This is a genomic window from Natronoarchaeum philippinense, assembly GCF_900215575.1.
Taxonomy (GTDB): Archaea; Halobacteriota; Halobacteria; order Halobacteriales; family Natronoarchaeaceae; genus Natronoarchaeum; species Natronoarchaeum philippinense.
The window spans coordinates 31,563-56,088 of sequence record NZ_OBEJ01000008.1; the positions used below are offsets into that span (position 1 = coordinate 31,563).

At 67.7% G+C, this 24,526-nt stretch carries 24 protein-coding genes and 1 pseudogene; 13 read left to right on the plus strand and 12 right to left on the minus strand.

The annotated features are described in order from the left end of the window. The first annotated feature begins 36 nt into the window (after positions 1-36). The 3 genes from CRO01_RS15670 to cruF all read left to right on the plus strand — a co-directional run bounded on the left by CRO01_RS15670 (position 37) and on the right by cruF (position 3,406). Complete coding sequence (locus CRO01_RS15670; RefSeq protein ID WP_097010115.1) at positions 37-1,521, plus strand: phytoene desaturase family protein; 1,485 nt, start codon at positions 37-39, stop codon at positions 1,519-1,521. 4 nt (positions 1,522-1,525) lie between these two features. After that, entirely contained in the window at positions 1,526-2,485 is a 960-nt protein-coding gene (locus CRO01_RS15675; RefSeq protein WP_097010116.1) for a prenyltransferase, read from the plus strand. Between the two features lie 81 nt (positions 2,486-2,566). After that, positions 2,567-3,406 (plus strand): bisanhydrobacterioruberin hydratase, encoded by an 840-nt coding sequence (gene cruF, locus CRO01_RS15680; protein WP_097010137.1) that lies wholly within the window; start codon positions 2,567-2,569, stop codon positions 3,404-3,406. 18 nt (positions 3,407-3,424) lie between these two features. On the opposite strand, the gene CRO01_RS15685 is transcribed toward cruF, so the two are convergent. After that, on the minus strand, positions 3,425-4,381 hold the full coding sequence (locus tag CRO01_RS15685) for a phytoene/squalene synthase family protein (RefSeq protein ID WP_097010117.1): 957 nt from the start codon (positions 4,379-4,381) through the stop codon (positions 3,425-3,427). Between the two features lie 230 nt (positions 4,382-4,611). Here CRO01_RS15685 and CRO01_RS15690 point away from each other — a divergent pair, with 230 nt between their 5' ends. Continuing rightward, positions 4,612-4,992: a universal stress protein gene (locus CRO01_RS15690; protein WP_097010118.1), complete on the plus strand. Its 381-nt coding sequence runs from the start codon at positions 4,612-4,614 to the stop codon at positions 4,990-4,992. A gap of 7 nt (positions 4,993-4,999) precedes the next feature. Here the strand turns inward: CRO01_RS15690 and CRO01_RS15695 are convergent, their stop codons facing one another. From CRO01_RS15695 to CRO01_RS15710, 4 genes are all read right to left on the minus strand, one after another. After that, positions 5,000-6,244 carry an ornithine cyclodeaminase gene (locus CRO01_RS15695; RefSeq protein WP_097010119.1) on the minus strand — a complete coding sequence of 415 codons (1,245 nt, stop codon included), beginning with the start codon at positions 6,242-6,244 and terminating at the stop codon, positions 5,000-5,002. Positions 6,245-6,323: 79 nt separating this feature from the next. Beyond that, a complete protein-coding gene (locus CRO01_RS15700; RefSeq protein ID WP_097010120.1) occupies positions 6,324-7,364 on the minus strand; it encodes an NAD(P)/FAD-dependent oxidoreductase in 1,041 nt (346 codons plus the stop codon). A 69-nt stretch (positions 7,365-7,433) separates the two neighbouring features. Further along, positions 7,434-7,967 carry a gamma carbonic anhydrase family protein gene (locus CRO01_RS15705; RefSeq protein WP_097010121.1) on the minus strand — a complete coding sequence of 178 codons (534 nt, stop codon included), beginning with the start codon at positions 7,965-7,967 and terminating at the stop codon, positions 7,434-7,436. A 67-nt stretch (positions 7,968-8,034) separates the two neighbouring features. Then, complete coding sequence (locus tag CRO01_RS15710; protein WP_097010122.1) at positions 8,035-8,790, minus strand: DUF7260 family protein; 756 nt, start codon at positions 8,788-8,790, stop codon at positions 8,035-8,037. A 274-nt stretch (positions 8,791-9,064) separates the two neighbouring features. Between CRO01_RS15710 and phoU the strand changes: the two genes are divergently transcribed. Together phoU and CRO01_RS15720 are read left to right on the plus strand one after the other, a co-directional pair. Beyond that, a complete protein-coding gene (phoU, locus tag CRO01_RS15715; protein ID WP_097010123.1) occupies positions 9,065-9,733 on the plus strand; it encodes a phosphate signaling complex protein PhoU in 669 nt (222 codons plus the stop codon). Between the two features lie 27 nt (positions 9,734-9,760). Further along, entirely contained in the window at positions 9,761-10,813 is a 1,053-nt protein-coding gene (locus CRO01_RS15720; RefSeq protein WP_097010124.1) for a phosphate uptake regulator PhoU, read from the plus strand. Between the two features lie 64 nt (positions 10,814-10,877). On the opposite strand, the gene CRO01_RS15725 is transcribed toward CRO01_RS15720, so the two are convergent. Next, on the minus strand, positions 10,878-11,312 hold the full coding sequence (locus CRO01_RS15725; protein WP_097010125.1) for a universal stress protein: 435 nt from the start codon (positions 11,310-11,312) through the stop codon (positions 10,878-10,880). A 148-nt stretch (positions 11,313-11,460) separates the two neighbouring features. Here CRO01_RS15725 and CRO01_RS15730 point away from each other — a divergent pair, with 148 nt between their 5' ends. The 3 genes from CRO01_RS15730 (at position 11,461) to CRO01_RS15740 (ending at position 14,581) form a co-directional block, all read left to right on the plus strand. Then, a complete protein-coding gene (locus CRO01_RS15730; RefSeq protein WP_097010126.1) occupies positions 11,461-12,474 on the plus strand; it encodes a DUF1611 domain-containing protein in 1,014 nt (337 codons plus the stop codon). After that, the gene (locus tag CRO01_RS15735; RefSeq protein ID WP_097010127.1) at positions 12,471-13,511 is read left to right on the plus strand and encodes a dipeptide epimerase; all 1,041 of its coding nucleotides are present in this window, start codon (positions 12,471-12,473) and stop codon (positions 13,509-13,511) included. Before CRO01_RS15730 ends, CRO01_RS15735 begins: the two co-directional genes overlap by 4 nt. An 86-nt stretch (positions 13,512-13,597) precedes the next feature. After that, on the plus strand, positions 13,598-14,581 hold the full coding sequence (locus tag CRO01_RS15740; RefSeq protein ID WP_097010128.1) for an aldo/keto reductase: 984 nt from the start codon (positions 13,598-13,600) through the stop codon (positions 14,579-14,581). A gap of 22 nt (positions 14,582-14,603) precedes the next feature. Here CRO01_RS15740 and CRO01_RS15745 read toward each other — a convergent pair whose 3' ends face one another. Together CRO01_RS15745 and CRO01_RS15750 are read right to left on the minus strand one after the other, a co-directional pair. Beyond that, positions 14,604-16,304 carry a threonyl-tRNA synthetase editing domain-containing protein gene (locus tag CRO01_RS15745; RefSeq protein WP_097010129.1) on the minus strand — a complete coding sequence of 567 codons (1,701 nt, stop codon included), beginning with the start codon at positions 16,302-16,304 and terminating at the stop codon, positions 14,604-14,606. Between the two features lie 70 nt (positions 16,305-16,374). After that, complete coding sequence (locus CRO01_RS15750) at positions 16,375-17,226, minus strand: PspA/IM30 family protein (protein ID WP_097010130.1); 852 nt, start codon at positions 17,224-17,226, stop codon at positions 16,375-16,377. 68 nt (positions 17,227-17,294) lie between these two features. Here CRO01_RS15750 and CRO01_RS15755 point away from each other — a divergent pair, with 68 nt between their 5' ends. Next, positions 17,295-17,921 carry an alpha/beta hydrolase gene (locus CRO01_RS15755; protein WP_097010131.1) on the plus strand — a complete coding sequence of 209 codons (627 nt, stop codon included), beginning with the start codon at positions 17,295-17,297 and terminating at the stop codon, positions 17,919-17,921. A gap of 1 nt (position 17,922) precedes the next feature. Here CRO01_RS15755 and CRO01_RS15760 read toward each other — a convergent pair whose 3' ends face one another. Both CRO01_RS15760 and CRO01_RS15765 read right to left on the minus strand, forming a co-directional pair. Beyond that, positions 17,923-19,413 carry a PAS domain-containing sensor histidine kinase gene (locus tag CRO01_RS15760; protein WP_097010132.1) on the minus strand — a complete coding sequence of 497 codons (1,491 nt, stop codon included), beginning with the start codon at positions 19,411-19,413 and terminating at the stop codon, positions 17,923-17,925. Continuing rightward, entirely contained in the window at positions 19,410-20,918 is a 1,509-nt protein-coding gene (locus CRO01_RS15765; RefSeq protein WP_097010133.1) for an ATP-binding protein, read from the minus strand. Before CRO01_RS15765 ends, CRO01_RS15760 begins: the two co-directional genes overlap by 4 nt. 197 nt (positions 20,919-21,115) lie before the next feature. On the opposite strand from CRO01_RS15765, the gene pyrG reads away from it, so the two are divergent. The 3 genes from pyrG to CRO01_RS15780 are packed head-to-tail and all read left to right on the plus strand — an operon-like array spanning position 21,116 to position 24,020. Then, a complete protein-coding gene (pyrG, locus tag CRO01_RS15770) occupies positions 21,116-22,780 on the plus strand; it encodes a glutamine hydrolyzing CTP synthase (RefSeq protein ID WP_097010134.1) in 1,665 nt (554 codons plus the stop codon). After that, the gene (guaA, locus tag CRO01_RS15775) at positions 22,780-23,697 is read left to right on the plus strand and encodes a glutamine-hydrolyzing GMP synthase (protein ID WP_097010135.1); all 918 of its coding nucleotides are present in this window, start codon (positions 22,780-22,782) and stop codon (positions 23,695-23,697) included. The genes pyrG and guaA overlap by 1 nt, the downstream gene beginning before the upstream one ends. Continuing rightward, on the plus strand, positions 23,697-24,020 hold the full coding sequence (locus CRO01_RS15780) for a DUF7126 family protein (protein WP_097010136.1): 324 nt from the start codon (positions 23,697-23,699) through the stop codon (positions 24,018-24,020). The genes guaA and CRO01_RS15780 overlap by 1 nt, the downstream gene beginning before the upstream one ends. Here CRO01_RS15780 and CRO01_RS16760 read toward each other — a convergent pair. Together CRO01_RS16760 and CRO01_RS15785 are read right to left on the minus strand one after the other, a co-directional pair. After that, positions 24,017-24,157: a hypothetical protein gene (locus CRO01_RS16760; protein ID WP_179747511.1), complete on the minus strand. Its 141-nt coding sequence runs from the start codon at positions 24,155-24,157 to the stop codon at positions 24,017-24,019. The genes CRO01_RS15780 and CRO01_RS16760 overlap by 4 nt on opposite strands. Before the next feature lie 161 nt (positions 24,158-24,318). Then, a pseudogene (locus tag CRO01_RS15785) lies at positions 24,319-24,526 on the minus strand (hypothetical protein); the annotation flags it as partial.

The window sequence follows — 24,526 nt, forward strand, 5'->3', positions numbered from 1 at the left end:
CTTGCATTTAACTTTCGTCCGCCCTACCGTCCGTTCATGCAACCGCTGTCGGGCCGCTCCGTCGCCGTCGTCGGCGGCGGGTTCGGCGGACTATCGAGCGCCTGTCACCTCGCCGACGCCGGCGCCGACGTGATGTTGATCGAGAAGAACGACCAGCTCGGCGGCCGGGCCAGCCGGCTCGAACGCGACGGGTTCCGGTTCGACATGGGCCCCTCGTGGTATCTGATGCCCGACGCCTTCGAGCGTTTCTTCGGTAACTTCGACCGGCATCCCGAGGAGTACTACGATCTCGAACGACTCGATCCCCACTACCGGATCTTCTTCAAAGACGGCGATCAGGTCGATCTGCTGCCCGACCTCGACGCCAACAAGGAGACGTTCGAGTCCTACGAAGACGGCGCTGGCGACGCGCTGGGGCGCTATCTCGACCAGTCCCGCGAGAACTACGAGGTCGGCATGGAACACTTCGTCTACACCGACCGGAGCCGGCCCCGCGACTGGCTCGACCGGAACGTAATCAAGAACGCCCGCGGGCTCTCGCTGATCGGCTCGATGCAGGACCACGTCGAGGACTACTTCAAGCACCCCAAACTCCAACAGATCGTCCAGTACACGCTCGTCTTCTTGGGCGGCTCGCCGACGAACACGCCCGCGCTGTACAACCTGATGAGCCACGTCGATTTCAACCTCGGCGTCTGGTACCCCGACGGCGGGATGGGCGCGGTCGTCGACGGCATCGTCGAGTTGGGCGACGAACTCGGCGTCGAGTACCGAACCGGCGAACCCGTCACCGAGATCAAAGGTCGGGAGAACGCCTTCCGTGTCGAGACCGAACGGGGCGCCCACGAGGTCGATCTCGTGGTCAGCGACGCCGACATGGCCCACACCGAACAGGAGCTGCTCCACCCGCAAAACCGGCAGTACGACGCCGACTACTGGGACGACAAGACGTTCGCGCCCTCGGCGTTCCTGCTGTATCTCGGCGTCGAGGGCGACGTGCCCGAACTCGCCCACCATACGCTGGTGCTGCCGACCGACTGGCACCAGCACTTCGACGAGATTTTCGAGGAGCCGGAGTGGCCCGACGATCCGGCCTACTACCTCTGTGTCCCCTCGAAGACCGACGACTCGGTCGCTCCCGAGGGCCACAGCAACCTCTTTGCGCTCGTCCCGATCGCGCCCGGCCTCGACGACGACGAGGCCACCCGCGAGCGCTACCGAGACCTCGTCCTCGACGACATCCGCGAGAACACGGGCACCGACCTGCGGGACCGGATCGTCGTCGAGGAGCAGTTCACCGTCTCGGATTTCGCTGACCGGTACAACAGCTACGACGGCACCGCCCTCGGGATGGCCCACACGCTGACCCAGACCGCGCTATTCCGGCCGAATCACCGGTCGGACGCCGTCGACGGGCTGTACTTCGCCGGTTCCTACACCAACCCCGGCATCGGCGTCCCGATGTGTCTGATCAGCGGCGAGCACGCTGCTGCCAAGGTCGTCGAGGACTACGGCGAGTAGCAAGATGAGCCCGACTCCCGACGACGAGAACGGCGGCGCGAGCGACCGTGGCGTCGCAGACGCGTCCGACGGCGATGCCGACGACGACCCGGCCACTGGCCAGTACGCCACGCTCGGCGCGAAGCTTCGGCGCCTGTTCGTGCTCTCTCGGCCGCGCTTTTGGCTGTATCTCGCCGGACCGGTGCTCGTCGGGGCGGTCTACGGCGCCAGCGAACTCTCGGATCTGGCGTCGCCGCTCGTTCTCGCGCTCTTTGCGTACTTTCTCCTGCCGGCGAACGTGTTTCTGTACGGCATCAACGACGTGTACGACGCCGATATCGACGCCGAAAATCCGAAAAAGGAGGCCGACGCCCGCGAAGCGCGCTTCGGCGGCGAGCCCTTCGTCGTCTACGCCGTGGCAGTCTGTGCGCTGGCGGCGGTCGCGCTGATCGCGCTGGTGCCCGATCCCGCTCAGTTCTGGCTCGTCGGGTTCGTGATCCTTGGTTCGCAGTACAGCGCGCCGCCGCTGCGGTTCAAGACGACGCCGCTGCTGGACTCGGTCTCGAACGGGCTGTACATCCTCCCCGGCGCGGCGGCCTACGCCGCACTGGCCGGCGCGCAGCCGCCGACGCTTGCGATCGCCGGCGGCTGGCTCTGGGCGATGGGGATGCACACGTTCTCGGCGATTCCGGATATCGAGCCCGACCGCCAAGCGGGCATCGAGACGACGGCGACGCGGCTCGGAGAACGCGCGACCTACGCCTACTGTGCGCTCACGTGGGCGCTGGCGGCCGCCGCGTTCGGCGCGGTCGATCTCCGCCTCGGCGTCGCGCTTTTGGTCTACCCGCTGTTGGCCGTCGGCGTCCCGCTCGGCGGCATCGCCGTCGATCGAGCGTACTGGTGGTTCCCCGCGATCAACACCGTCGTCGGCGCCGCGCTGACGATGGGCGGGCTGTGGGTGCTCGCGGGAGGGCTGGCCATATGAAGCCGAACCTCCGCTGGAACCGTCGCGTTGATATGTTCACCGTTCGGAGTGTCACCCGATGAACGAGGGGTGCTGCTGCCGATGAATCGGCAGGAGATCGAGCGCCGGCTGGACGCCCTCGTCCGGGACAACCGGGTGACGATCGCCATCACGTTCCCGCTGGTCGGCGTCGCCCTGCTGATCGCCGCTGCCGAGGGGGCCATTCCCCAGCGAATCGCGTTCAACCCGCTGTTGTTGCTCGGCGCGGTGCTGGTGATGCGCCTGCCGCTGATCGGCGGCTTGGCGCCGCTGGTCGATCGGCGCGCGCTGGTCGGTCTCGCAGTGCTCGCGGGCTTTACCTACGGCGTCGAACTGTTCGGCGTCCACACCGGCGTCCTCTACGGCGAGTTCGAGTACCTGATCGACCTCGGGCCGATGCTGCTGGGCGACGTTCCGCTCGCCCTTCCCGTGTTTTACTTCCCGATCCTGCTCAACAGCTACCTGCTCGTGGCCTTGCTTGCGGACGGCCGCCTCGACTGGTGGGCGCGCCTGCTCGCGGTCCTGTGTGTCGTCGTCGGGATGGACCTCGTCCTCGATCCCGGCGCCGTCGCGCTCGGCTTCTGGGGCTGGGAGACGCCCGGCGCGTACTACGGCGTCCCGGCGCAGAACTACGTCGGCTGGGTCGCCTCCGGCATCGTCGCGGTCGCCGTGCTCACGGTCTCGCTCGACCGCGACAAACTCGGGCGCCGTCTGGAGCGCTGCGAGTACGTCCTCGACGATCTGATCAGCTTCGGCGTCCTCTGGGGGCTGGTGAACCTCTATTTCGGCAACTACGTCCCGGTCGCGCTCGCGGTCGCGCTGCTTTTGGTGCTGGTCCGTGCCGATCGGTTCGACGTTGCCGGCCTGACGGGTGGTCAGGTCTCCGGCCCCGCAGACGACTGATCGAAAACGAGTCCGCAACTAGTCCGGCGTCACGGCGGTGTCGACCGCTCCGCGGCCCGATCGGGGCGGGTCGGGAAACGACACCGCACTCGCGCGGCGAAACACCGCTTCGGGATCGCGGTTCCACTGCCAGTGCCAGCGCGTTCGGGCGGCGAGCCAGAGTTTGCGGGCCGTCGAGAGGCTCGGCTCGGTGTTGACCACGTCGTACTCACATCCCCGGATCAGCCGATGGTGGTCGGCGTACAACACGGCTGCCAGCAACACCGGGAACTGGCAGTCGTCGGGCAGATACTTGATGCCTGCGACGCCCTCTCGGTAGAGCCGTTCGGTCCGGCGAAGTTCGGCGCGAACGGCGTCGCCGACGCCCGGCGAGAACTCCAGCCGCCGGATCTGGTCGGGATCGACGCCGTGCTCGCGCAGGGTCGACTCGGGCAGGTAGACCCGATCACGGTCGACGACGTCCTCCCGAACGTCCCGGAGGAAGTTCGTCATCTGGAACGCCTCGCCGAGCGCGACGGCGTGGGGCAGGGCCGTCTCGCGGCGCTCGGGATCCATCACCTCGGTCATCATCACGCCCACGGCCGAGGCCGACCCGCGCATGTACGCTTCGAGGTCCTCGTAGGTCTCGTAGCGGTCGGTGTCGATGTCGGATTTCATCGCGTCGACGAACGTGTCGATCTCGGACTCGGAGATGTCGTGCTCGACCGCTAGCTCGCGGAACGCCGAAAGCACAGGCCCTTCGGGTTCTTTCTCGCCGAGCGCTTGCGCCCGGAGCGATTCGAGTTCGGCGGCCTGCTCTTCGGGCGGAACGCCGTCGGCGTCGTCGACGATCTCGTCGGCGACCCGGAAGAACGCATAGAGTACGTACGTTGGGTAGCGAACGCGCTCGGGGAGAAACCGCGTTGCAACGTGGAACGTGCGACCCGTCTGCCGCTGGATCGCTTTCGACTGTGCGATCTGTCTGTCGTCTACCATATCAGCCCCGGGCGGCGCGCGGCTGACAGGTGATCCCGTCCGGTGGACATGGTGTGTGACCGATCTAGGGAGGCTTCAAGTATAATAATTGGTGTGTCGGATACAATAATCCGGGCCGGCGAGCGGTTTTCGGACACCAGTCCAGGGGCGTTCGCCGGAGTTGCCAGTCGGCGGCTGGCGATACTCGCGGCGACCCGTGCGTTTAGGATCTGTCGAGACCATCCGCCTGTATGCGCTACCTTCTGGCGACCGATTCGGTACACACGACCGCAGCGGCCTGTGATTACCTACAGGGTCGTCTGGACGCCGACGACGCGGTACTCGCGGTCCACGTTCGGTCGCCGGCCGACGAGGACGCACGCGACGGTCGGGAAGCGCTGAACGTCGCAACCGTTCGGCTCGGCGCCGTTGCCGGGCTCGAGATCGACCAGCGCACTGGGTCGCCCGCCGAAGAACTGCTGGCGGCCGCCGACGAGTGGGACGCCGAGGAACTCGTCTTGGGCGCCCGCGGCGGCGCACCCGGCACCGAGAGCGCCGTCGGATCGACGACGCGAGCGGTGCTCGACGCCGCAACTCGGCCGGTCGTGATCGTGCCTCAAGAAGACCTGTAAGTCCGACTTACTCCGCGTCGGCGAGTTCGTCGGCCAGCATCGGCAGGAACGTCCCGATGTCCGAGACCATCCCGATCGCCTGCGCGCTGCCCCGGTCCATCAACTGCGTGACCGTCGAGGGGTTGATGTCGACGCAGACGAGCTTCGTCGTCGAGGGCAGGCAGTTGCCCACCGCGACCGAGTGAAGCAGCGTCGCGAGCATGATGACCAGATCGGCGTCGTGGGCCTGCTCGCGGATCGCGTTCTGGGCCTCGATCGAGTCGGTGATGGTGTCCGGCAGCGGGCCGTCGTCCCGGATCGACCCCGCCAGCACGTAGGGCACGTCGTTGGTGACACACTCGTACATCACGCCGCTCTGGATGGCGCCGTTCTCGACGGCCTGCTCGATGCCGCCCTGTCGGCTGATCTCGCTGATCGTGTAGATGTGGTGCTTGTGGCCCTTGCGCGGGTGTTCTAAGGTTTCTACGTCCATCCCGAGCGAGGTGCCATAGAGGTCGCGCTCGATGTCGTGGACGGCGAAGCCGTTGCCCGCCGAAATGGCGTCGACGTACCCCTCGCGCACGAGTTCCGCGAGGTGGCCGGCGCCGCCGGAGTGGACGACCGCCGGTCCACAGACCGCGAGCACGTTGCCCCCATCGGCTTTCGTCTCGGCGATGGCGTCGGCGATCTCGCCGATCAGCGACTCGGAGGGGCGCTCGCTGGAGACGCCGCCCTGCATGAAGCCGAACGTGTTCTCGCCGTCGCGGGGACGCTCGGGCGGGTCGACTCGAATTCCCGTGTCGCCGGTCACGATCAGATCGCCCTCTTCGACGGCGTTGAGCACCTTGGTGTACGCTCTTGGCGCGGCGTCGTCTCCCGAGTCGCCCGGCTCGACGACGAGCGCACAGTCCATCTCGACGTTCTCGACGGCGAGCCATTCGCCCTCGTACCGAACGGCCGTCGGGTGGTTCGTCGTCGAGTAGAAATCGACCGGGACGACGCCGTCCTCCGGTGCGCGTTCGAGCGTCGCATCGGCGGGGTCCGACAGCGTCGCGCCGATCTGGTGGAGTTCGTGGACGATCTCCCGTAGCTCGGGCTCGCTGTCGGCCGACACCGCCAACCGGCAGTACGACTCTTCGTGCTTGTGACGGCCGATCTCGAACTCCTCGACCTCGAAGGAGCCGCCCAGATCCATCACGAGGCTGAAACACCGACCCATCGTCCCCGAGTCGATGATGTGGCCTTCGAGTTCGACCGTGCGCGTGGGACTCATCGGGTGTGTAGACGCGTGACGCCGGCAAGAGGATTGTGGGCCGGAGAGTCGGGATGGGTGTCCGCCCTCTCGTACCGTGCTACTCGAACCGCTCCCGAATCCGGTCGCCGGCTGCCAGTCCCGTGCCGAGCGCGGCGTGGGCTCGGGCTTCGCCGGCGACCCAGTCGCCCGCGAACCACAGCCCGTCCTCGGCGACGGCGTCCAGCAGGTCCGTATCGACGCCGTCGTCGGGCAGCGCCAGCCCCCAGCGCTGGTGATCCGCCCATTCGGGATCGGCGAGTCGGTCGTCGAGCAGGTCGGCCACCAGCGGGAGGGCTTCCTCGATCACGGCCTCGCCGTCGGCGTCGTAGCGCTCGGCCGACCAGTCGGGCGCCATCTGGACGATCAGCAGGTCGCCGTCGGGAACGTGGCCCGGCTTGCACGCCTCTCTGGAGAGCCAGCCGATCTCGTGGTCGCCGTCCGTGTTGACCAGCGCGTAGTACGGCACGTCGAGGTCGAAGGTATAGGAGAGCGCGAGCGACCAGATCGTCCGGTAGGGAACGTCCCGGAGCGCCTCGACGAGCGCGCCGCTTTGCTCGTGATCCCAGTCGGCCGCCGCGAGCAGGTCGCCGGTCTGGGGCGCCGGCGGCGTCAAGACGACGCCGTCGAACGGGCCGAACTCGCGGCCGTCCGCGGTCGCCACGTGCCACTCGTCGGTTTCGCGCGCCAGCCCCACGACCTCCGCCCCAGTCTCGACGGCGGCGTCGCTCCGGTCGGCCAGACGCCCGGCCAGCGTCTCGATGCCGCTTTCAAATGTCCACTTGGCGTCGTCGGCGTCACGCCCTTCCGAAATCTCGCCGTCGGCATCGAACGTCCAGACCGGTTCGTCGATGTCGACGAGCCCTTCGGAGACCTCGCTCGTGAGCAAGTCCGCGACGCGCTCGTCGTCGTTCTTGACGTAGTTCGCGCCGTAGTCGTAGACGGCGCCGTTTCGGGTCCGTGTGGCGGTACGGCCGCCGACCCGACCGGCGCGCTCGAACAGCGTCACCTCGACGGCCGTGTCTCGCAGCGTGGCTGCGACGCCGGTGCCCGAGACGCCTCCGCCGACGACGGCGATCGCCGCGTCGCTCGCGTTGTCCATCGTCCGAAGGTGGGGACCGACGCCGCAAAAAACCGTCCGTCCCCGGTCTCGTCTGCCGTCGGCACGTCGCTACTCGTCGGGGTCGGCCGCGAACAGTTCCTCGTGGCGTCCGGCCAGATCGGTGTACGCGCCCGACGCGAACTCCTCGTGGATGCGATCGACGTCGATGGTCGTCTCCGACAGCGGCGTCACCTGCGCCGGGACGCCGCGAGCGAACGAGTCGGCCGGGATCGAGTACCCCTGCGGGACGACGGTGCCCGAGGCGACGATCGACCCCGTGCCGACGCTGACCTCGGAGTTCAGCGTCGCGTTGAACCCGATCAGCGCGCCGTCGTCGACGACGGCGTCGTTGCAGACGGCGCCGTGGCCGACCATCACGTCCTCGCCGACCGACGAGGCGTGGAGGACGGCGGTGTCGCCGACGTGGGCCTGCCGGCCGATCCGAACCGGTCCCACGTCCCCGCGCAGGACGACGCCCGGCCAGATGCTGGCGTCGGCCGCGACGGTCACGTCGCCCACGAGCGTCGCCTCGCGGCTCACGCGTGCGCTCTCGGCCACGTCGGGGCGGTCGCTCTCGAACGCGTAGGTTCTGGAGTCGTGCATGTGAACTGCTACCGCTGCACGAAAAGTAACTCTTGGCAGTTGTCGGGTTCCCGAGAGTCCGGCGCGTTCAGGCCGCTCGGGCCAGTCGACGGTCGGTCCCGGTGAGCAGTCCATCGACGTGCCGCCGCAGTTCGGCCAGCGCAGAGAGCACCGGATACGTCGTCTCGCAGTCGGCGTAGAGATACTCCCCGAGGTCGTCGATCCCGGCCGGCAACGAGCGTCGCTGGTCCTGCAGCGTCGCCTGCCGGTCCGCTGCGATCTCGTCACAGCGGTCCCGAACGGATCGAAGCCGCTCTCTGGTGAGCCGAAGGGCGTTGAACTCCAGCTCGTCCAATGGCTGTCCGACGAGCGCGTCGATGTCGGCGCTCAGATCGTCGATGGTGTCGCTGACCGTTTCGATCGCTGCTCGCTCGGCGTCGACGATCCCGATCAGTTGTTCGCGGCTGTCGATCGCCTGTTGGGTCGCTTCGAGCAGTTTCTGTTTGAGATGCGGATGGAACTGCGCGCAGTTCGTGAGCGCCGCGGCGAGTTCCTCGCTCAACTCTCCGGCGACGCTGGCGGCGTAGGGCTGGTCGTACTCCTCTCTGTAGTGGGGGACGCTCATCACCGTCTCCTCGTAGGCGTCCCGGACGACTCGCAGACCGCTGGCGTCCCGGCGCGTCAGGGTTCGGTCGACGCCCGACTGCGGGCGGTCGGCGTCGAGGTTGCGCACCCGCTTGGCGAACTGCTCGAACGCCTGCTGTTCGTCGACGAGCCATCGCCGCTCGCGGCGGACGGACGCTTCGGCCGCTTCGAGTGGTTGGGTGTGGCGTTCGGATTCCACGACGCCGGCTAGTCGTCGCCCATCCCGCTTAAAACTGTCTACAATATTATATTTTGCACGCATGTCGTCTACTGATGGGTACGTTCGGGTACGTAGTCGCTGTCGCGTCGCGTTTTTGCACGAATCTCTATACTACTATAGAGCTGCACGTACCGGGACAACACCTCGCATACGTCTCATAGCAGGCTACTTACTGCATTGCCGTCTCCCTCCGGGTGATGTCACGGTTTCACTCGGGCGCCGCCGATCTCGGGACGGAGGTGTCTCCCTGACGATGCCACGCGAGGAGTACCGTCAGCAACTCGACGCGTTGCGGGAGAACGTCTGTGACCTGAGCGCGCTCGTGCTCGACCGACTCCGTCAGGCCCTGACCGCGCTCGACGGCGGCGACGGCGATCTCGCCCGCGAGGTCGTCGAGGGCGACGCCGAAATCAACCGGCGATATCTCGACCTCGAACGCGACTGCATCGACCTGCTGGCGCTCCAACAACCCGTCGCGGGCGACCTGCGCTTTATCGCGGCGTCGTTCAAGATCCTCACCGATCTCGAACGGATCGCCGACCTCGCCGCCAATCTCGCCGGCTACGCGCTCGATCTCGACCGCGAGACGTACCCCGACGTTGATCTCCAGCGCGTCGGCGCGCTGACAGTCGAGATGGTCGAGGACGCCATGGCAGCCTACGCCGACGACGATGTCGAGGCGTGCCGGGCGATCGCGGAGCGAGACGACGAGGTCGACGCGCGCTGTGAGCGCGCTAGCCAGCGCATCGTCCGGGATCTCCTCGAACGCGAGTTCGACGCCGGCGACACCGACGATCTGCTCGGCGATGTCTCGGCGTTCTTGCTGACGATCCGTGATCTCGAACGCGTCGGCGACCACGCCGTCAACGTCGCTGCACGAACGCTGTACGCAGTCGAAAACGACGACGAACTGATCTACTGAACTCCGACAGATGACAGCTACTACGCCATGACGACGAACGGAACCAACGAGCCGATCGAGCGAAAGGTCCAGCTCACCGGCGGTTCGACGTACACTATCTCCTTGCCGAAGGAGTGGGCGACCGACAACGGCGTCGAAACCGGGACACCGCTGGACATCTACGCGGCCGACGACCGGATCGTCGCCGCGCGAAAGTCCGGTGCGGAGGGCCGTACCGTCGAGATCGACGCGGGCGACTGTACGCCCGACGCGCTGGGCGATACGGTGTTGACGGCCTATGTCGCGGGCTACGACGAGATCGTTCTCACCAGCCCGATCGAGTTCGACGCCGAGCGTCGGCGTGCCGTCCGCGCTGCGGTGACCCGCCTCGTCGGCGTCGAGATCCAGTCCCAGACGCCGACTCGTATCGAGATCCGGAGCCTGCTCGACGGCGCCGAGGTGTCGCTGCGCCAGACGGTCGTCCAGATGCGCCTGACCGCCCTGACGATGCACGAGGACGCCGTCCGCGCAGTCGTCGAGGGCGACGCCGATCTCGCCCGGCGCGTGATCGACCAAGACGACGACGTGGATCGGCTGTTCGGACTGGTGAGCCGCCAGTTCCACCGCGGGCTGGCCGACTTCCGGGCCGCGGTCGCGTTCGACGTCGATCGGCTCGACGCCTTCGCGTACTACCGTATCGCCCGCCAGCTAGAGCGCATCGCCGACCACGCCGAGAAGATCGCTGGCGTCGCCGAGCGCCGGTCGGAGGCGCCCCCGGCGGATCTGGGCGACGAACTGACCGACCTCGGCGAGCGCGCCCGCGAGATCGTCCGGACGGCGCTGGACGAACAACTCGACGACCCCTCGCTGTCGGGCCTGCAGGACGCCGACGCGCGCCGGGACGCCGTCCTCGACGACGCCTCGGGGATCGACCGGCGCCTCTACGACGGCGATGTCGAGGAGGCGCACCTGCTGGCGACGGTGCTCGACAGCGTTCGGCGGACCGCCGAGTACGGCGCCAACGTCGCCGAGATGGGACTCCAGTCCGCGCTACGCACCACCGACACCGAGGGCGCCGACGAGGACGCCCTGTCGAGTTGAGCGCCACCGAGGACGCCCTGTCGACCGACACGCTCCCCGCTGTGCCCTCCCCACTGTCTTCTTCCTACTCCCCGATCGAGACCACCAGCACCGTCCGTTCGGCGTCCTCGACGACGCGCTCGGTGACGCTGCCGAGGTTCTCTAACCGGTCCCGCCCGGTCCGGCCGTGGGTGCCGATGGCGATCAGATCGGCATCGTTCTCCTCGGCGTAGGACAGGATCTCCTTGTGGGGCGTCCCGTCGGCGATCGCCGTCGTGAACTCGACGCCGGCGTCGTCCAGTCGCTCCTCGACGCGCTCGATGGCGTCCTCGGCTTGCCCGCGTAGCGTGGCCATCACGTCGTCGCGCTCCTCGTCCTCGGCGGCGAGGTAGACCCGTCGGTCGATCACCGAGAGCGCGTGCAGCCGGGCGTCGTGATTGTCGGCGATCTCGATGGCGTGGTCCAGCGTCTGTTCGGTCCCGTCGCTCCCGTCGGTCGGCACCAGAATGTCGTCGTACATCGTCTCGCCCCGTATGGTTTGTCAGCCCGTGGCATAAACCCCATGCCGTCGCGGGGCACGGCGGCAGAGTGCCCCGACCACCGTCGGCGGGCGCTCGCCTCGCTCCTATGGACCAAGCAACTTTGTCCCCGGCCACGTACCCCACGCCATGCGAGTCGCACTTCTGGCGCACGAGCGATTCCCCGACGACGCCAAGACCGCGCTCGGCATCCTCCGGTACGCCGAGCACGACGTGGCCGCGGTGCTGGATCGAGATACCGCCGGGACGCGGGTCAACGAGCACGTTCCAGACGTGCAGGACGCACCGATCGTCTCGGATATCGACGCCGTCGACGCGCCGATCGACGCGCTGATCGTCGGCGTCGCCCCGATCGGCGGCGGCTTCGAACCGTCGTGGCGTCCCGACGTAGTCGGCGCTCTCGAACGCGGCTGTGACGTAATCGCCGGCCTGCACTACTTCCTCGCCGAGGACGAGGAGTTCGCCCGACTGGCCGACGAGAACGACTGCGAACTCCGGGACGTGCGCAAACCGCCTGAGGATCTCACGGTCAGCGAGGGCCGGGCCGGCGAGGTCGACGCCGAAGTGATCCTCACCGTCGGCACCGACTGCAACACCGGCAAGATGACGACGACGATGGAACTGGCCCGCGCCGCCGCCGAAGCCGGCCACGACGCCGCCGTCGTGCCGACGGGCCAGACCGGCATCATGATCGAGGGGTGGGGCGTCCCGATCGACCGGACGATCTCGGATTTCACCGCCGGCGCCGTCGAGCGAATGATCCTCGAAGCCGGCGACGACCACGACTACCTCTTCGTCGAGGGGCAGGGTAGCATCGTCCACCCGGCCTACTCGGCGGTGACCTGTGGCATCCTCCACGGCGCGATGGCCGACAGACTGGTGCTCTGTCACGAGGCCGGCCGCGAGGCGATCCACGGCTACGAGGACTTTCCCCTGCCGCCGATCGAGACCTACGTCGACCGGTACGAGAATCTCGCCGCGCCCGTCCACGAAACCGAAGTCGCCGCCGGCGCGCTCAACACCTCGGCGTACGACGAGCCGGCGGCGCTCGACGCCGTCGACGAGTTTGCCGACGCCATCGACGCGCCCGCCGCCGACCCGATCCGACAGGGCGTCGACGACTTACTGGAGGTCCTGCTGTGACGCTCGACGCCGACTTCGAGACGCTCTCGCTCGACACGGAACGTCCATTCACGATCGCCCGCGGGACGACCGAAACCGTCGAGTACCCGCTCGTCAGGATCAGCGACGGCGAGGGCAACGAGGGGATCGGCGGCGCGGCGCCGGCCCGCCACTACGGCGAGACCGCCGAGACGGTGGCGGCCGTCCTCCCCGATCTGCTCGACGCCGTCGCGGAAGTCGGCGATCCCCACGCGCTCGCCCGGATCGAGCGCAGGCTCGCCGAGGTCGTCCAGCGGAACCCCGCCGCCCGCGGCGCCGTCAGCGTCGCGCTCCACGATCTCGCGGCCAAGCGCGCCGGGCTCCCGTTGTACCGGCTGTGGGGACTCGACCCCGACCGGGCGCCCGAGACCTCCTACACCGTCGGCCTCGACGACGTGGAGACGATGGCCAACCACGCCCGCGAGGCGGTCGATCGGGGCTTCTCGACGCTGAAAGTCAAACTCGGAACCGACCGGGACCGCGAGATCGTCCGAACGATCCGCTCGGCCGCGCCCGACGCCGCCCTGCGGGTCGACGCCAACGAGGCGTGGTCCCGCGCCGAGGCCGTTCGGATGGCCGAGTTTCTGGCGGACTTCGGCGTCGAACTGCTCGAACAGCCCGTCCCGGCCGACGAGCCCGACGCCCTGCGCCGGGTCTACGAGGCCTCGCCGCTCCCGATCGCGGCCGACGAGAGCTGTATTCGACTGCCGGACGTGCCCGCCGTCGCCGACCGCGCCGACGTGATCGTCATCAAGCTCTCGAAGTGCGCGAGCCTGCGCGAGGCACGGCGGATGATCCACGCCGCCGAGGCCAACGGGCTCGACGCCATGCTGGGCTGTATGGTCGAGGCCAACCCCTCGATCGCTGCGATGGCCCACCTCGCCCCGCTGGCGACGTACGCCGATCTCGACGGCTCGCTGCTCCTTGACGATGACCCCTTCGACGGCGTCCCGATGCCCGACGGCGAGATCGACCTCGCGGCTCTCGACAGTCCCGGCACCGGCGTCCGCGAGCGATGAGCTGCCGCGGATCAGCCAGCCCTCAGCCCCGGCCGCGGCTGTCGCTACCCAAACCGTAACGGCGGTCCCGCCCGTCGAACCCGCGTATGCAACGGCGACGACTCGGCGACACCGGCTGGAACGTGACGGAGATCGGACTCGGAACGTGGAACGTCGGCTCGGACTGGGGCGACGTGTCCGAGGAGGAAGGCCGCGCCGCGATCCGCGCGGCGCTCGACGAGGGCGTCGACTTCGTCGACACGGCCGACGTGTACGGCGACGGCCGCAGCGAACGGCTCATCCGCGAGGTGCTGGCCGAGCACGACGCCGAGCCGACGGTCGCAACGAAGGCCGGACGCCGCCTCGATCCCCACGTCGCGGCGGACTACGACCGCGAGCACATCGAGCAGTTCGTCGACCGGAGCCGCGAGAACCTCGGCGTCGAGACGCTGGATCTGCTGCAACTGCACTGCCCGCCGACCGACGCCTACTACCAGCCCGAGACGTTCGACGCGCTGGCCGACCTCGCCGACGCCGGCAAGATCGACCAGTACGGCGTCAGCGTCGAGCGCGTCGAGGAGGCGCTCAAGGCCATCGAGTATCCGGGCGTCGAGACGATCCAGATCATCTTCAACCCGTTCCGCCAGCGCCCCGCGGAACTGTTCTTCGAGGAGGCCAAACGCCGCGACATCGGCGTCATCGTGCGCGTCCCGCTCGCCTCGGGCCTGCTGACGGGCAAACTCGACCGTGACACCGAGTTCGCCGAGGACGACCACCGCAACTACAACCGCGACGGCGACGCCTTCGACGTCGGCGAGACGTTCGCGGGCGTCCCCTACGATGTCGGCCTCGACGCCGTCGAGAAACTCCGCCCGCTCGTGCCCGAGGAGATGACGATGGCCCAGTTCACGCTCCGCTGGATTCTCGATCACGACGCCGTCTCGACTGTGATCCCCGGCTCGACCGATCCCGAACACGTCGCTCAGAACGTCGCGGCCGCCGGCTTCGACTCCCTGTCGCACGAAACTCACGGCGCGGTCCGCGACATCTACGACGCCCACGTCCGCGAGCACGTCCACCAGCGCTGGTGAGTCGTCCGTAATTTCTCCCTTGCTAGCGCCGGTCGACGCGTTCGGGCACCGGGCGTGCCGATGCCCGCCGGCCGCCGCTGTCCGCCAGCACTCGCTCGGCGAGCGCGCCGACCGACACTCGTTCCTCGCGCCCGGTTTCGAGCACCCTGACCGGGAGCGTCTCCCCACCTGCTTCGCGGTCCCCGGCGACAGCGACATAGGGCACCCGCTCCCGATCCGCGCGGTCGAGACGTTCGCCGACGGTCGCCTCCCGGGCGTCGATGTCAGCTCGCACGTCCGCCGATCGCAACTCGTCGGCGGCGTCCTCGCAGACGCCGACGTGGCGGTCGTCGATCGGCACCAGCCGAACCTGTGTCGGTGCCAACCAGACCGGCAGTCCGACGCGTTCGGACGCCGTCGCGCGGACCGCGAGCGCGGCGATCGTCCCCTCCACGTCACCGACCGGCGCGGCGTGGACCAGCACCGGTGGCTCCTCATTCACCTCCGCTTCGATGCCAAAGCGCGTCGGCGTCGCGGTGTCGAGTTCGACGCTTCCGAACTGCCGATCACGGCCGTCCTCGCGCGCGGCGACGAACGACAGCCGCGCCGCCCAGTACCGGGCGTCGTCGGGAACCGTCTCGACGCGCACCTCGCCGTCGAGACCGGCGTCGAGTTGGTCGGCGAACTGGGGGTGCTCGCGCTCGAACGACTCGGTAAGCTGTAGCTCCCCCGAAGCGGTCGAATCGAGCGCAGCCGTCGCGTCTGCGGCGACGCCCGCGAGCGTCTGGAACGACTCGATCGCTCCCGCCTCGTCCGGGAACCGGCCGTGGTACTCCGGGCGAACTCGTTGGCCGAACGGCTCCGGTCCGACGTTGGCAGCCACCGCCGGTGACCAGCGGACGGTCTCGGAAAACTCGGATGGCCCACCGTCGGCATCCGCGAGGGACGACAGGACGCCGCCGTGGAGGCCCGGCCGGAGCAGTTGGTCGTCGTCTGCCGGGCCGACGATCGCATCGGTCACGGCGGCGTCGTCTTGTCGATCAGCAGCCGAAACGTCACCCCGCCGGTCGGCGGCCGCGTGGACGCCGATGTCGGGCGTCGACACAGTGGCGGCGCCGGCATCTGCGAGCACTTTGGCGGCGTGCCGTTCGATCGCCGTTCGGAGGAACTGTCCTCTGGGATGCCAGCGAACGACTCGTTCGTTGGTCGCGGGATCGGCTGTCGCCAGCCCGAGCGTCGAGAGCGCGTCGACCGTCTCGGCGTCGCCGTGGCGGCCCCGGCCATCTCCCCGCTGGGGCACTACGCGCCGAGATTGCTCGGCGAAGGGATGGCCCTTGCGCTTGCACTCGATTGCAAGCCGCCAGCCGACGGGCGCCCGAAGCAGCTCTCGGTCGCCGTCGAGCGCGCTTTCGACGGCCGCCAGCGCCGCCGCGGCGACCGCTGCCGGCGCGGGGTCGTCGAGTAGTCCCTCTTTCGGGAGCACCGCGATGGCGTCTGTGCCCAGTTTGTCGGCAATAGCATCAATCTCCGTGGCGGCCGCCTTCGCGGCGGCGTCGATGTCGGCCCGATCTTCCCGCTCGACGCCGACGAAGGCGACGACGCACTCACCCAGTTCGCCCGCCGTCGGCGCTGTGGCCGGGCTCTCGGCGTCCCCGAGGCCGGCCGGGTTTTCGGCGTTCCCGGGGCCGGCCGGCTGGACGGCCTCGTAGGCGACGCGATCGGCGTGGACGGCGAGCAATCGCATAGCTGGTCCTCTCGTCGGACGGCAAAAAATCGCACGGAGCGGCGGCTTTCCGGGCTCGGGCTAGTGGAACTCAGGAGCTCTGGTCGCGGTCCTTGAGGTCACTCAGCTCGGATTCGATCTCCTCGTCGGAGATGTCGGCGCCGCCCTCGCTTTCGGACAGTTCGGCCTCTAGATCGGTCGGTGCGTCCTCGACCTCGGGACCGCCATCGGTGCTGGATTCGGACTCCTTGTCCATGTCGGCTTTCAGCGTCTCCAGTTCGGCGTCGACCTGCCCCTGCGTGGTGACGTCTTCGAGTTCGCGTTCGAGGTCGCTCTTATCCGAAAGCTGGTCTTCGAGGACGCCTTCCTCCTGCAGTTCGTCGAGTGCGGCCGAGCGGGCCTCCAGTTCCTCGGTGTTTTCCTCTGCGCGCTCGATTGCGCGATTGACGTCTTGGAACTGGTCGCCGGCGCCCGTCACGGCCTCGGAGACGCGCGCGCTGGCCTCGGCGGCCTCGTGGCGCGCCTTGATCGTCTCCTTTTTCGTCCGGAACTCCTCGATGCGCTGCTGGAGCGTCTCCTTTTGCTCCGCCAACTGGTCTTGGGTCTGCTGGAGTTCGGCGATCTGACCCTCCAACTCCTCGATCTGGGTCATCTTCGTCTTCTTTTTCTCCAGCGCCTGCCGGGCCAGATCCTCCCGATCCTGCGAGACGGCCTGCCGGGCCTGCTCGTTGTGTTTCTCGACGTTTTCTTCGAGCCGGCGCTTTTGCATCTCCAGACGCTTTTTCTGGGTCGTCAGGTCTGCGATCCCCTTTTTCACGTCCTGCAGCTCGTCGCGCAACTGCTCGTAGGAGTAATCGAGCGTCTCAGAGGGGTCTTCGGCCCTGTTGAGAACTGCGTTGATCTTCGATCGGATGACGTACGAGGCGCGCGAGAGTACTCCCATACAAACAGTTGAAGACCCGGCGAGTAAAAACACCACCGACAATATTGGCCGTTGTCACGATCTGCACGATGTCACGACCAGTGCTCCTCCCCGGGACGCGAGACGCACGGGGTCGACTCGACGAGGCCGGCGGCGACGCCGCCGTGGTCGCGTGTCCGCCCCATCCACAACACGGCGGCAGCCGCGCCGATCCGCGGCTTCGAGCCGTCTCGGACGCCCTCGTCGAGCGCGGCATCGACTGCTTGCGCTTCGACTACGGCCCGTGGGACGAGGGCGTCGGCGAGCGCACCGACGCCAGCGCCGCCGTCGACTGGGCCGCCGACCGCTACGACGCCGTCGGCCTGTTCGGCTACAGCTTCGGCGCCGCCATCGCGCTGGCGACGGCCGCAGCCCCGAGTTCCGCCCCTGCCGACGCCCCGCCTCACGACGGCGTCGACGCGCTCTCGGCGCTCGCCCCGCCGGCTTCACTCGGCGACGATCTCGACGCCGTCGCGGCGCTCGACCGCATCGAGTGTCCGGTCCAGATCGTCGCCGGCGAGCGCGACGACACCGTCGACTGGGCGCCGGTCGCTGCGCGTGCGGCCGAACTGGGTCACGCGGTCGACCGCCGGGCCGCCGATCACTTCTTCGTCGGCCGGTACGACGAGATCGCCCGCCGCGTCGCGGCGTTTCTGGCGCCGCGGCTCGACGCCTGAGTCAGGCGTCTGCGTCGGGATGGTCTTCGGCCGCGTGCTCGATCCCGGTCACCTCGATGCGTGTCCCCCCAGCATCACCCTCTCCGACCGAGACTGACCACCCGTGAGCGTCGGCGATCTCCTCGACGATCGCCAGCCCGAACCCGGTGCCGTCCTCGCGTGTGGTGTAGGCCGGCTCGAAGACGTGCTCGCGCTCCCCGCACGGGATTCCGGGGCCGTCGTCGACCACTGCGAATCCGCCCGCCGAATTCGCCTGACGATCGCTGCCCGCGGCTTGCCCATCGAGTATCTCGACCGCGACTGCGGTGCCGTCGCCGCCGTGTTCCACTGCGTTCGAGAGCAGGCTCTCCAGTAGCTGTCGAAGCTGTGCCCTGTCAGCTCGGATGACGGCGTCGCCGTCCGGCCGTTCGAGCGTGGCTTCGGGCGTCCCGACGACTTCCCACGCCTGCTCGGCGAGCGCGGCCAGCGACACCGACTCGGGGTCGATCTCACCCCGCCCGTATCTGGAGAGCGCGAGTACGTCGTCGACGATGTCGCTCGCTCTCTCGATCGCGTCCGTGATCGCCGAGAGATGCTCGTCGACGGCCGCGCCGTCCGGGTCCTCCGCTTGCTCCAGCGAGCGCAGGTGATCGCGTGCGGCCGTCAGCGGCGTTCGGATATCGTGCGTCACGACATCGGCAAACTCCTCTAACCGTTCGGTCTTTCGGCGCAACTCTCGCTGGGTGCGTTTGCGCTCTGTGATCTCCCGCGTGACGCCGACCAGTCCCGTCACCTCGCCGCCGTCACGGAGTGGTACCTTCGAGGTGAGATTCCACTGTTCCAGCAACGGCAAGTGCTCCTCTTTGTCCAGCACCGACGCGCCGTTTTGTATCACCTGCAGGTCGTCTTCGTAGGCTTGTCTGGCGTGTTTATCGGCCACTTCGTCGATCTCCAGATCCGTCTTGCCGACGTAGGCCTCGCTCCGGTCGAGATGTTCGCTCACCCGCTGGTGGACGGCGTCGCCGTCTTTGACGTACAGGTGGACCGGGATACGTTCGAAGATAGCGTCGAGCAGTGCGGCGTCGCGCTGGGCCTGTGCCACTGAGTCCGTCGCGGCGGTCGTCGACGCCGTCCCGTCCTCGGCGTCGATCCGCCGGTCGGTCACGTCGACGACGAACCCCTCCAGCACCGACGAGTCGTCTCGGCTCACGGTCATTCGGTCGCGGACGCGCCGGGACGTGCCGTCCGTCCGGCGGATTCGGTAGGTCTCCTCGACGCATTCGCCGGGCGCTGCCCCCGCGACGGCGTCCCGAAGCGCGGCCCTGTCGTCGGGAGCGACCGCGTCGAGCCAGCCCCGGTCGGCCAGCGTGTCGGCCGCACAGCCTGTCAGCGCCTCGACCTCGTCGCTGGCATCGAGAAGCGTCTGCTCGCCCGCCCGCTGTCGTCGGTAGGTGATGCCGTCGGTCGACTCGACGACCGAGTCGAGCACCGTCTCGACGGGGGCGTCGGTCATTCTCGCTCCTCCGTTGCGGTTTGGTCAGTGGTATCTGTGTTTGGTTCTTCGACGCCGGTAATCTCGAACCGGGCGCCCCCGTACTCCTCGCTGCCGTCGCCGGGCTGGCCGCCGCCGACCGAGATCGACCAGCCGTGAGCGTCGACCACTTCCTCGACGATGCCGAGCCCGAGTCCGGCGCCCGACTCGCTGGTCGTGTACGCGGTCTCGAAGATCTGCTCGCGTTTCTCGGCCGGGATGCCCGGGCCGTCGTCGACGACGGCGACTCCCGTCGGCAGCAACTCGACTGCGATCAACGGTCCGTCGTCGCGGGCCGGTGCCGATTTTCGGGCAGGAGGTTGTGAGCTCGACGCTGTCCCGTGCTCGACGGCGTTCTTGAACAGGTTCTCCAGCAGCCGCGAGAGCTGCGATCGGTCGGCAAGTATTTCGCGATCCTCGTCCGGTAGCGACAGTGTCGCTGTCCCCGTCGCCACGCTTCGCCAAGCGCTCTGTGCGACGCCGCACATCGAGACTGGTTCGAGATCGAGCGCCAACTCTCGTCGGGAGAGTGCGAGCACGTCGTCGACGATGTCGTCGGCGCGTCCGAGTGCGTCGGCCACCTCGATGAGATACTCCTCGCGATCGTCGGCGTCGCGCGCGAGTTCGGCGTACCCCATGGCGACCGAGAGCGGGTTCTGGATGTCGTGGCTCACGATGTCGGCAAACTCCTCCAGCCGCTCGGTCTTTCGGTGTAGCTCCTGTTGAGCGCGCTTGCGTTCGGTAATCCGTCGCGTGACGCCGATCAGTCCCGTCACCTCGCCATCGGCGTCTCGAATCGGCACCTTCGAGGTGAGATTCCAGTGGTCGATCTTCGGGAGATACTCCTCTTCGTCGATGACCGGCTCGCCGGTCTCGATCACCTGCATATCGGTCTCGGTCGCCCGCCGTCCGTGCTCGTCGTCCACGAACTCGAGGTCGGCGTCGCGCTTGCCGATCAGTTCGTCCGAGCGCTCGAGAAAGTCGCTGACTTTCCGGTGGCGTCCCGCCGTATCTTTGACGTAGATGTGGACGGGGACCGCCTCGAGGATGTCTGCCAGCAGCTCGGCGTCGGCTCGGTCGTGGGCGATGCCCTCGGTCGCGTCGAGGACGATTCCGTCGATCGTCGCCCCGTCGTCGGCGATCGTCAGCCGATCGGTTACCCAGCGCTCCTCGCCGCCCTCACATTGGATCCGGTAGGTCGCCTCGGCCTCTTCGCCCGGAGTCGCGTCCTCGATGGTCGCGCGAAGCCCCGCCCGGTCGTCAGGGTGAACGAGATCGAGCCACCCCCGCTCGTCGCCATCGAGCGCGTCGGCGCCGTAGCCCGTCAGCGACTCGATGCCGTCAGTCGCTGCCGCGATCGGCTGGTCGCCGTCGGCGTCCCGCCGGTACACCGTCCCCGGCATCGCGGCGACGGTCGACGCTAGTGCGTCCGAGAGCGGCCGATCCTCGCCGTGCTGATCGCCCGGGGCCCCGCGACGAGGCGTCATCGAACCGCCTCCCCCCGTGTTTTGTCCTCCGTTCTCCCCTCGACGGCCGCTCGGACGCGTACCATTGGTTCGTTACTACACGACTACAGATAGCTATCCGTAGTAAATGTTCGGGCGCCCCCGACGTTCGATTGTCACCCTTTCACGCGCCGCGTACTCTCCGAAATCGTTTTGGCGGCCGCTCGCGGAAAGTCGGTATGCCGACCGAATCGGACACCGATTACGACCCGACCCTCGGGAACAAGTTCATTTTCGTCACCGGGGGCGTAATGTCAGGACTCGGCAAGGGGATCACGGCCGCCAGCACCGGCCGACTCCTGAAAAACGCCGGGTTCGACGTGACCGCAGTCAAGATCGACCCGTATCTGAACGTCGACGCCGGGACGATGAACCCCTACCAGCACGGGGAAGTGTACGTCCTGAAAGACGGCGGCGAGGTCGACCTCGACTTGGGGAACTACGAGCGGTTCCTCGACGAGGACATGACCTTCGACCACAACATCACGACGGGCAAGACCTACCAGCACGTCATCGAGAAAGAGCGCGCCGGCGACTATCTGGGCAAGACCGTCCAGATCATCCCCCACATCACCAACGACATCAAGCGGCGCATCCGCGAGGCCGCCGAAGGCACCGACGTGTGTCTCATCGAAGTCGGGGGCACCGTCGGCGACATCGAGGGGATGCCCTACCTCGAAGCGCTCCGCCAGTTCGCCCACGAGGAGGACGAAGAGGACATTCTCTTTACTCACGTCACGCTCGTCCCCTACTCGAAAAACGGCGAACAGAAGACGAAACCCACCCAGCACAGCGTGAAGGAGCTGCGTTCGATCGGGCTCCAGCCCGACATTCTCGTCGGGCGCTGTGACGACCGCCTCGACCCCGAGGTCAAAGAGAAGATCGCGCTCTTCTGTGACGTACCGACCGACGCCGTCTTCTCGAACCCCGACGTCGAGGACGTGTACCACGTCCCGCTGGTCGTCGAGGAGGAAGGCCTCGACGAGTACGTGATGGAACGCCTCGAGCTCGCCGACGACGCGCTGCCGAAAAGCGAGCGCGACAACGACTGGCGCGAGCTGGTCACTAAAGACCGCACCGGCGAAGTCGAGATCGCGCTGGTCGGCAAGTACGGCCTCGAAGACGCCTACATGTCGATCCACGAGTCGCTCAAGCACGCCGGGCTCGAAGCCGGCGTCGACGTCGAGACGACGTGGATCCACTCCGAAGAACTGGCCGGCGGCCACGACGAGCAACTCGACGACGTCGACGGTATCGTCGTCCCCGGCGGGTTCGGTTCGCGTGGCACTGAGGGTAAGATCGAGGCCGTCCGGTACGCCCGCGAGAACGACGTGCCCTATCTCGGCCTCTGTCTCGGCTTCCAGATGGCCGTCGTCGAGTACGCCCGGAACGTGCTCGGTCTCGAGGGCGCTCATTCGGCCGAGATCGACGAGTCGACGCCCCACCCCGTCATCGACATCCTGCCCGAGCAGTACGAGGTCGAGGACATGGGCGGCACGATGCGACTGGGCGCTCACGAGACCGACATCGAACCCGGAACGCTGGCTCACGACGTATACGACGACACGTCCTGTACGGAACGCCATCGCCACCGCTACGAGGTCAACCCCGAGTACATCGACGAACTCGAAGACGCCGGCCTCGTCTTCTCTGGCAAGTCCAACAACCGGATGGAGATCGTCGAACTCGACGATCACCCCTACTTCTTCGGGACGCAGTTCCACCCCGAGTTCCGATCGCGGCCAACCCGCGCGAGCCCGCCGTTCGTCGGCTTCCTCGACGCGGTGCTCGATCTGACTGATGTCGATGGCGCCGCCGAGGATCACCAGGAGGTGGAGGCCTGATGGTCGACGTTGATTCCTTCATCGACGAGAAGATCGACGAGATCGCCGAGGAAGTCGGGGACGCCAACGCAGTCATCGGCCTTTCGGGTGGCGTCGACTCCTCGACGGCCGCCGCGCTGGCCTACGAGGCCATCGGCACCCAGCTGACCGCGGTGTACGTCGACACCGGCCTGATGCGCAAGGGCGAGACCGCCGAGATCCGCGAGACGTTCGACTACATGGAGAGCCTGCGGATCGTCGACGCCAAAGACCGGTTCCTCGACGAACTGGAGGGCGTCACCGACCCCGAGGAGAAGCGCCACATCATCGGCGAGCAGTTCATCCGGGAGTTCGAGGAGGTCGCTCGGGAGGTCGACGCCGACTACCTCGTGCAGGGGACGATCTACCCCGACCGGATCGAGTCGGAGGGGACGATCAAATCCCACCACAACGTCGGCGGCCTGCCCGAGCGGATCGACTTCGACGGCATCGTCGAGCCGATGCGCGACCTCTACAAGGACGAGGTCCGCGAGGTCGCCCGCGAACTCGACCTCGAAGAGATCATCGCCGAGCGGATGCCGTTCCCCGGTCCCGGTCTCGCGGTGCGGATCATCGGACCCGTCACCGAGGAGAAACTCGAAGTCGCCCGCGAGGCAAACCACGTCGTCGAGGAGGAACTCGAAGAGTACGAACCGTGGCAGGCCCTCGCAGCGGTCATCGGCAAGGCCACGGGCGTCAAGGGCGATAACCGCGTCCACGGCTGGGTCGTCTCCGTGCGCTCGGTCGAATCACGCGATGGCATGACCGCCCGCGCCCAAGAGATCGACTGGGAGACGCTCCAGCGCATCCAGTCCCGGATCACCGGCTCCCACGAGAACGTCGCGCGGGTCGTCTACGACGTCACGCACAAACCGCCCGCGACCATCGAGTACGAGTGATGAAGGCAATCCTCGTCGGCCCCGACGCGGACGATCTGGCCGAGCATCTCGGCGACAACGGCGTCGACGTGGCGCCGATCGACGGCGTCGCCACGCGGCCGAAACTCGAAGAGGCGGGCGTCCACGACGCCGACCTGTTCGTGCTGACCGACGTCGGACAGGCGACCGCCATTCCGATCGTGAAGGATCTCAACGACGACGTTCGCGTGGTCGTCTACGATCGCAACTCCCTGCCGGAGTTCGTCTCCGGGCAGGCCGATCTGGCGGTCGATCCCGCACTGCTCGGTCCCGAGGCGGTCGCCGAAGAACTGGCCGCCGACTAGCCGTCGCTCTCGCCGTCTGGTTCCTCTTCCTCTCGCTCGCCGGGCCGTAACTGCTCCGGGTCGCGCTCGTAGGCCGGTCGTTCGAGGAACTGTTCGATGCGTTTTCGGTCGTCCTCCGAGAGCCCGGGCTCGCTCATCGGTGGCCTCCTCGTTCCGTCGGACGAAACTGTCCGTTTCTACCCCGAGCGATGGCGTCAGCGTACATCTGGCCCGGGGTACGATACGGCCCCTGAAAACGTCGCGGCCTAACATTTTTGCCGTGAAAATCGGTACTGCGACCGAAGCGGGTGTACCGACGCTATCGCTCTGTGACGACCCCGCTGGCTCCGACTGCGATATCGGCGTCGCCGCGGGCGACCGCCTTCAGATTCGCGCCGGTCGGCGTGTCGACCAGCGACCAGTGGCCGTCGGAGCGCTCGAAGACGACGCCGCCACCGCCGACTGCGACGCCGTCGCCGCCCGACGTTTCGATGTCCAGAAGGTCGGCGTCACCGAGACTCTCGGGG

Excerpts from the sequence above, each read along its gene's own strand:
- CRO01_RS15670 (WP_097010115.1), top strand. The coding sequence starts at position 37 with ATGCAACCGCTGTCGGGCCGCTCCGTCGCCGTCGTCGGCGGCGGGTTC.
- CRO01_RS15675 (WP_097010116.1), top strand. The coding sequence starts at position 1,526 with ATGAGCCCGACTCCCGACGACGAGAACGGCGGCGCGAGCGACCGTGGC.
- cruF (WP_097010137.1), top strand. The coding sequence starts at position 2,567 with ATGAATCGGCAGGAGATCGAGCGCCGGCTGGACGCCCTCGTCCGGGAC.
- CRO01_RS15685 (WP_097010117.1), bottom strand. The coding sequence starts at position 4,381 with ATGGTAGACGACAGACAGATCGCACAGTCGAAAGCGATCCAGCGGCAG.
- CRO01_RS15690 (WP_097010118.1), top strand. The coding sequence starts at position 4,612 with ATGCGCTACCTTCTGGCGACCGATTCGGTACACACGACCGCAGCGGCC.
- CRO01_RS15695 (WP_097010119.1), bottom strand. The coding sequence starts at position 6,244 with ATGAGTCCCACGCGCACGGTCGAACTCGAAGGCCACATCATCGACTCG.
- CRO01_RS15700 (WP_097010120.1), bottom strand. The coding sequence starts at position 7,364 with ATGGACAACGCGAGCGACGCGGCGATCGCCGTCGTCGGCGGAGGCGTC.
- CRO01_RS15705 (WP_097010121.1), bottom strand. The coding sequence starts at position 7,967 with ATGCACGACTCCAGAACCTACGCGTTCGAGAGCGACCGCCCCGACGTG.
- phoU (WP_097010123.1), top strand. The coding sequence starts at position 9,065 with ATGCCACGCGAGGAGTACCGTCAGCAACTCGACGCGTTGCGGGAGAAC.
- CRO01_RS15720 (WP_097010124.1), top strand. The coding sequence starts at position 9,761 with ATGACGACGAACGGAACCAACGAGCCGATCGAGCGAAAGGTCCAGCTC.
- CRO01_RS15725 (WP_097010125.1), bottom strand. The coding sequence starts at position 11,312 with ATGTACGACGACATTCTGGTGCCGACCGACGGGAGCGACGGGACCGAA.
- CRO01_RS15730 (WP_097010126.1), top strand. The coding sequence starts at position 11,461 with ATGCGAGTCGCACTTCTGGCGCACGAGCGATTCCCCGACGACGCCAAG.
- CRO01_RS15740 (WP_097010128.1), top strand. The coding sequence starts at position 13,598 with ATGCAACGGCGACGACTCGGCGACACCGGCTGGAACGTGACGGAGATC.
- CRO01_RS15745 (WP_097010129.1), bottom strand. The coding sequence starts at position 16,304 with ATGCGATTGCTCGCCGTCCACGCCGATCGCGTCGCCTACGAGGCCGTC.
- CRO01_RS15750 (WP_097010130.1), bottom strand. The coding sequence starts at position 17,226 with ATGGGAGTACTCTCGCGCGCCTCGTACGTCATCCGATCGAAGATCAAC.
- CRO01_RS15755 (WP_097010131.1), top strand. The coding sequence starts at position 17,295 with ATGTCACGACCAGTGCTCCTCCCCGGGACGCGAGACGCACGGGGTCGA.
- CRO01_RS15760 (WP_097010132.1), bottom strand. The coding sequence starts at position 19,413 with ATGACCGACGCCCCCGTCGAGACGGTGCTCGACTCGGTCGTCGAGTCG.
- CRO01_RS15765 (WP_097010133.1), bottom strand. The coding sequence starts at position 20,918 with ATGACGCCTCGTCGCGGGGCCCCGGGCGATCAGCACGGCGAGGATCGG.
- pyrG (WP_097010134.1), top strand. The coding sequence starts at position 21,116 with ATGCCGACCGAATCGGACACCGATTACGACCCGACCCTCGGGAACAAG.
- guaA (WP_097010135.1), top strand. The coding sequence starts at position 22,780 with ATGGTCGACGTTGATTCCTTCATCGACGAGAAGATCGACGAGATCGCC.
- CRO01_RS15780 (WP_097010136.1), top strand. The coding sequence starts at position 23,697 with ATGAAGGCAATCCTCGTCGGCCCCGACGCGGACGATCTGGCCGAGCAT.
- CRO01_RS16760 (WP_179747511.1), bottom strand. The coding sequence starts at position 24,157 with ATGAGCGAGCCCGGGCTCTCGGAGGACGACCGAAAACGCATCGAACAG.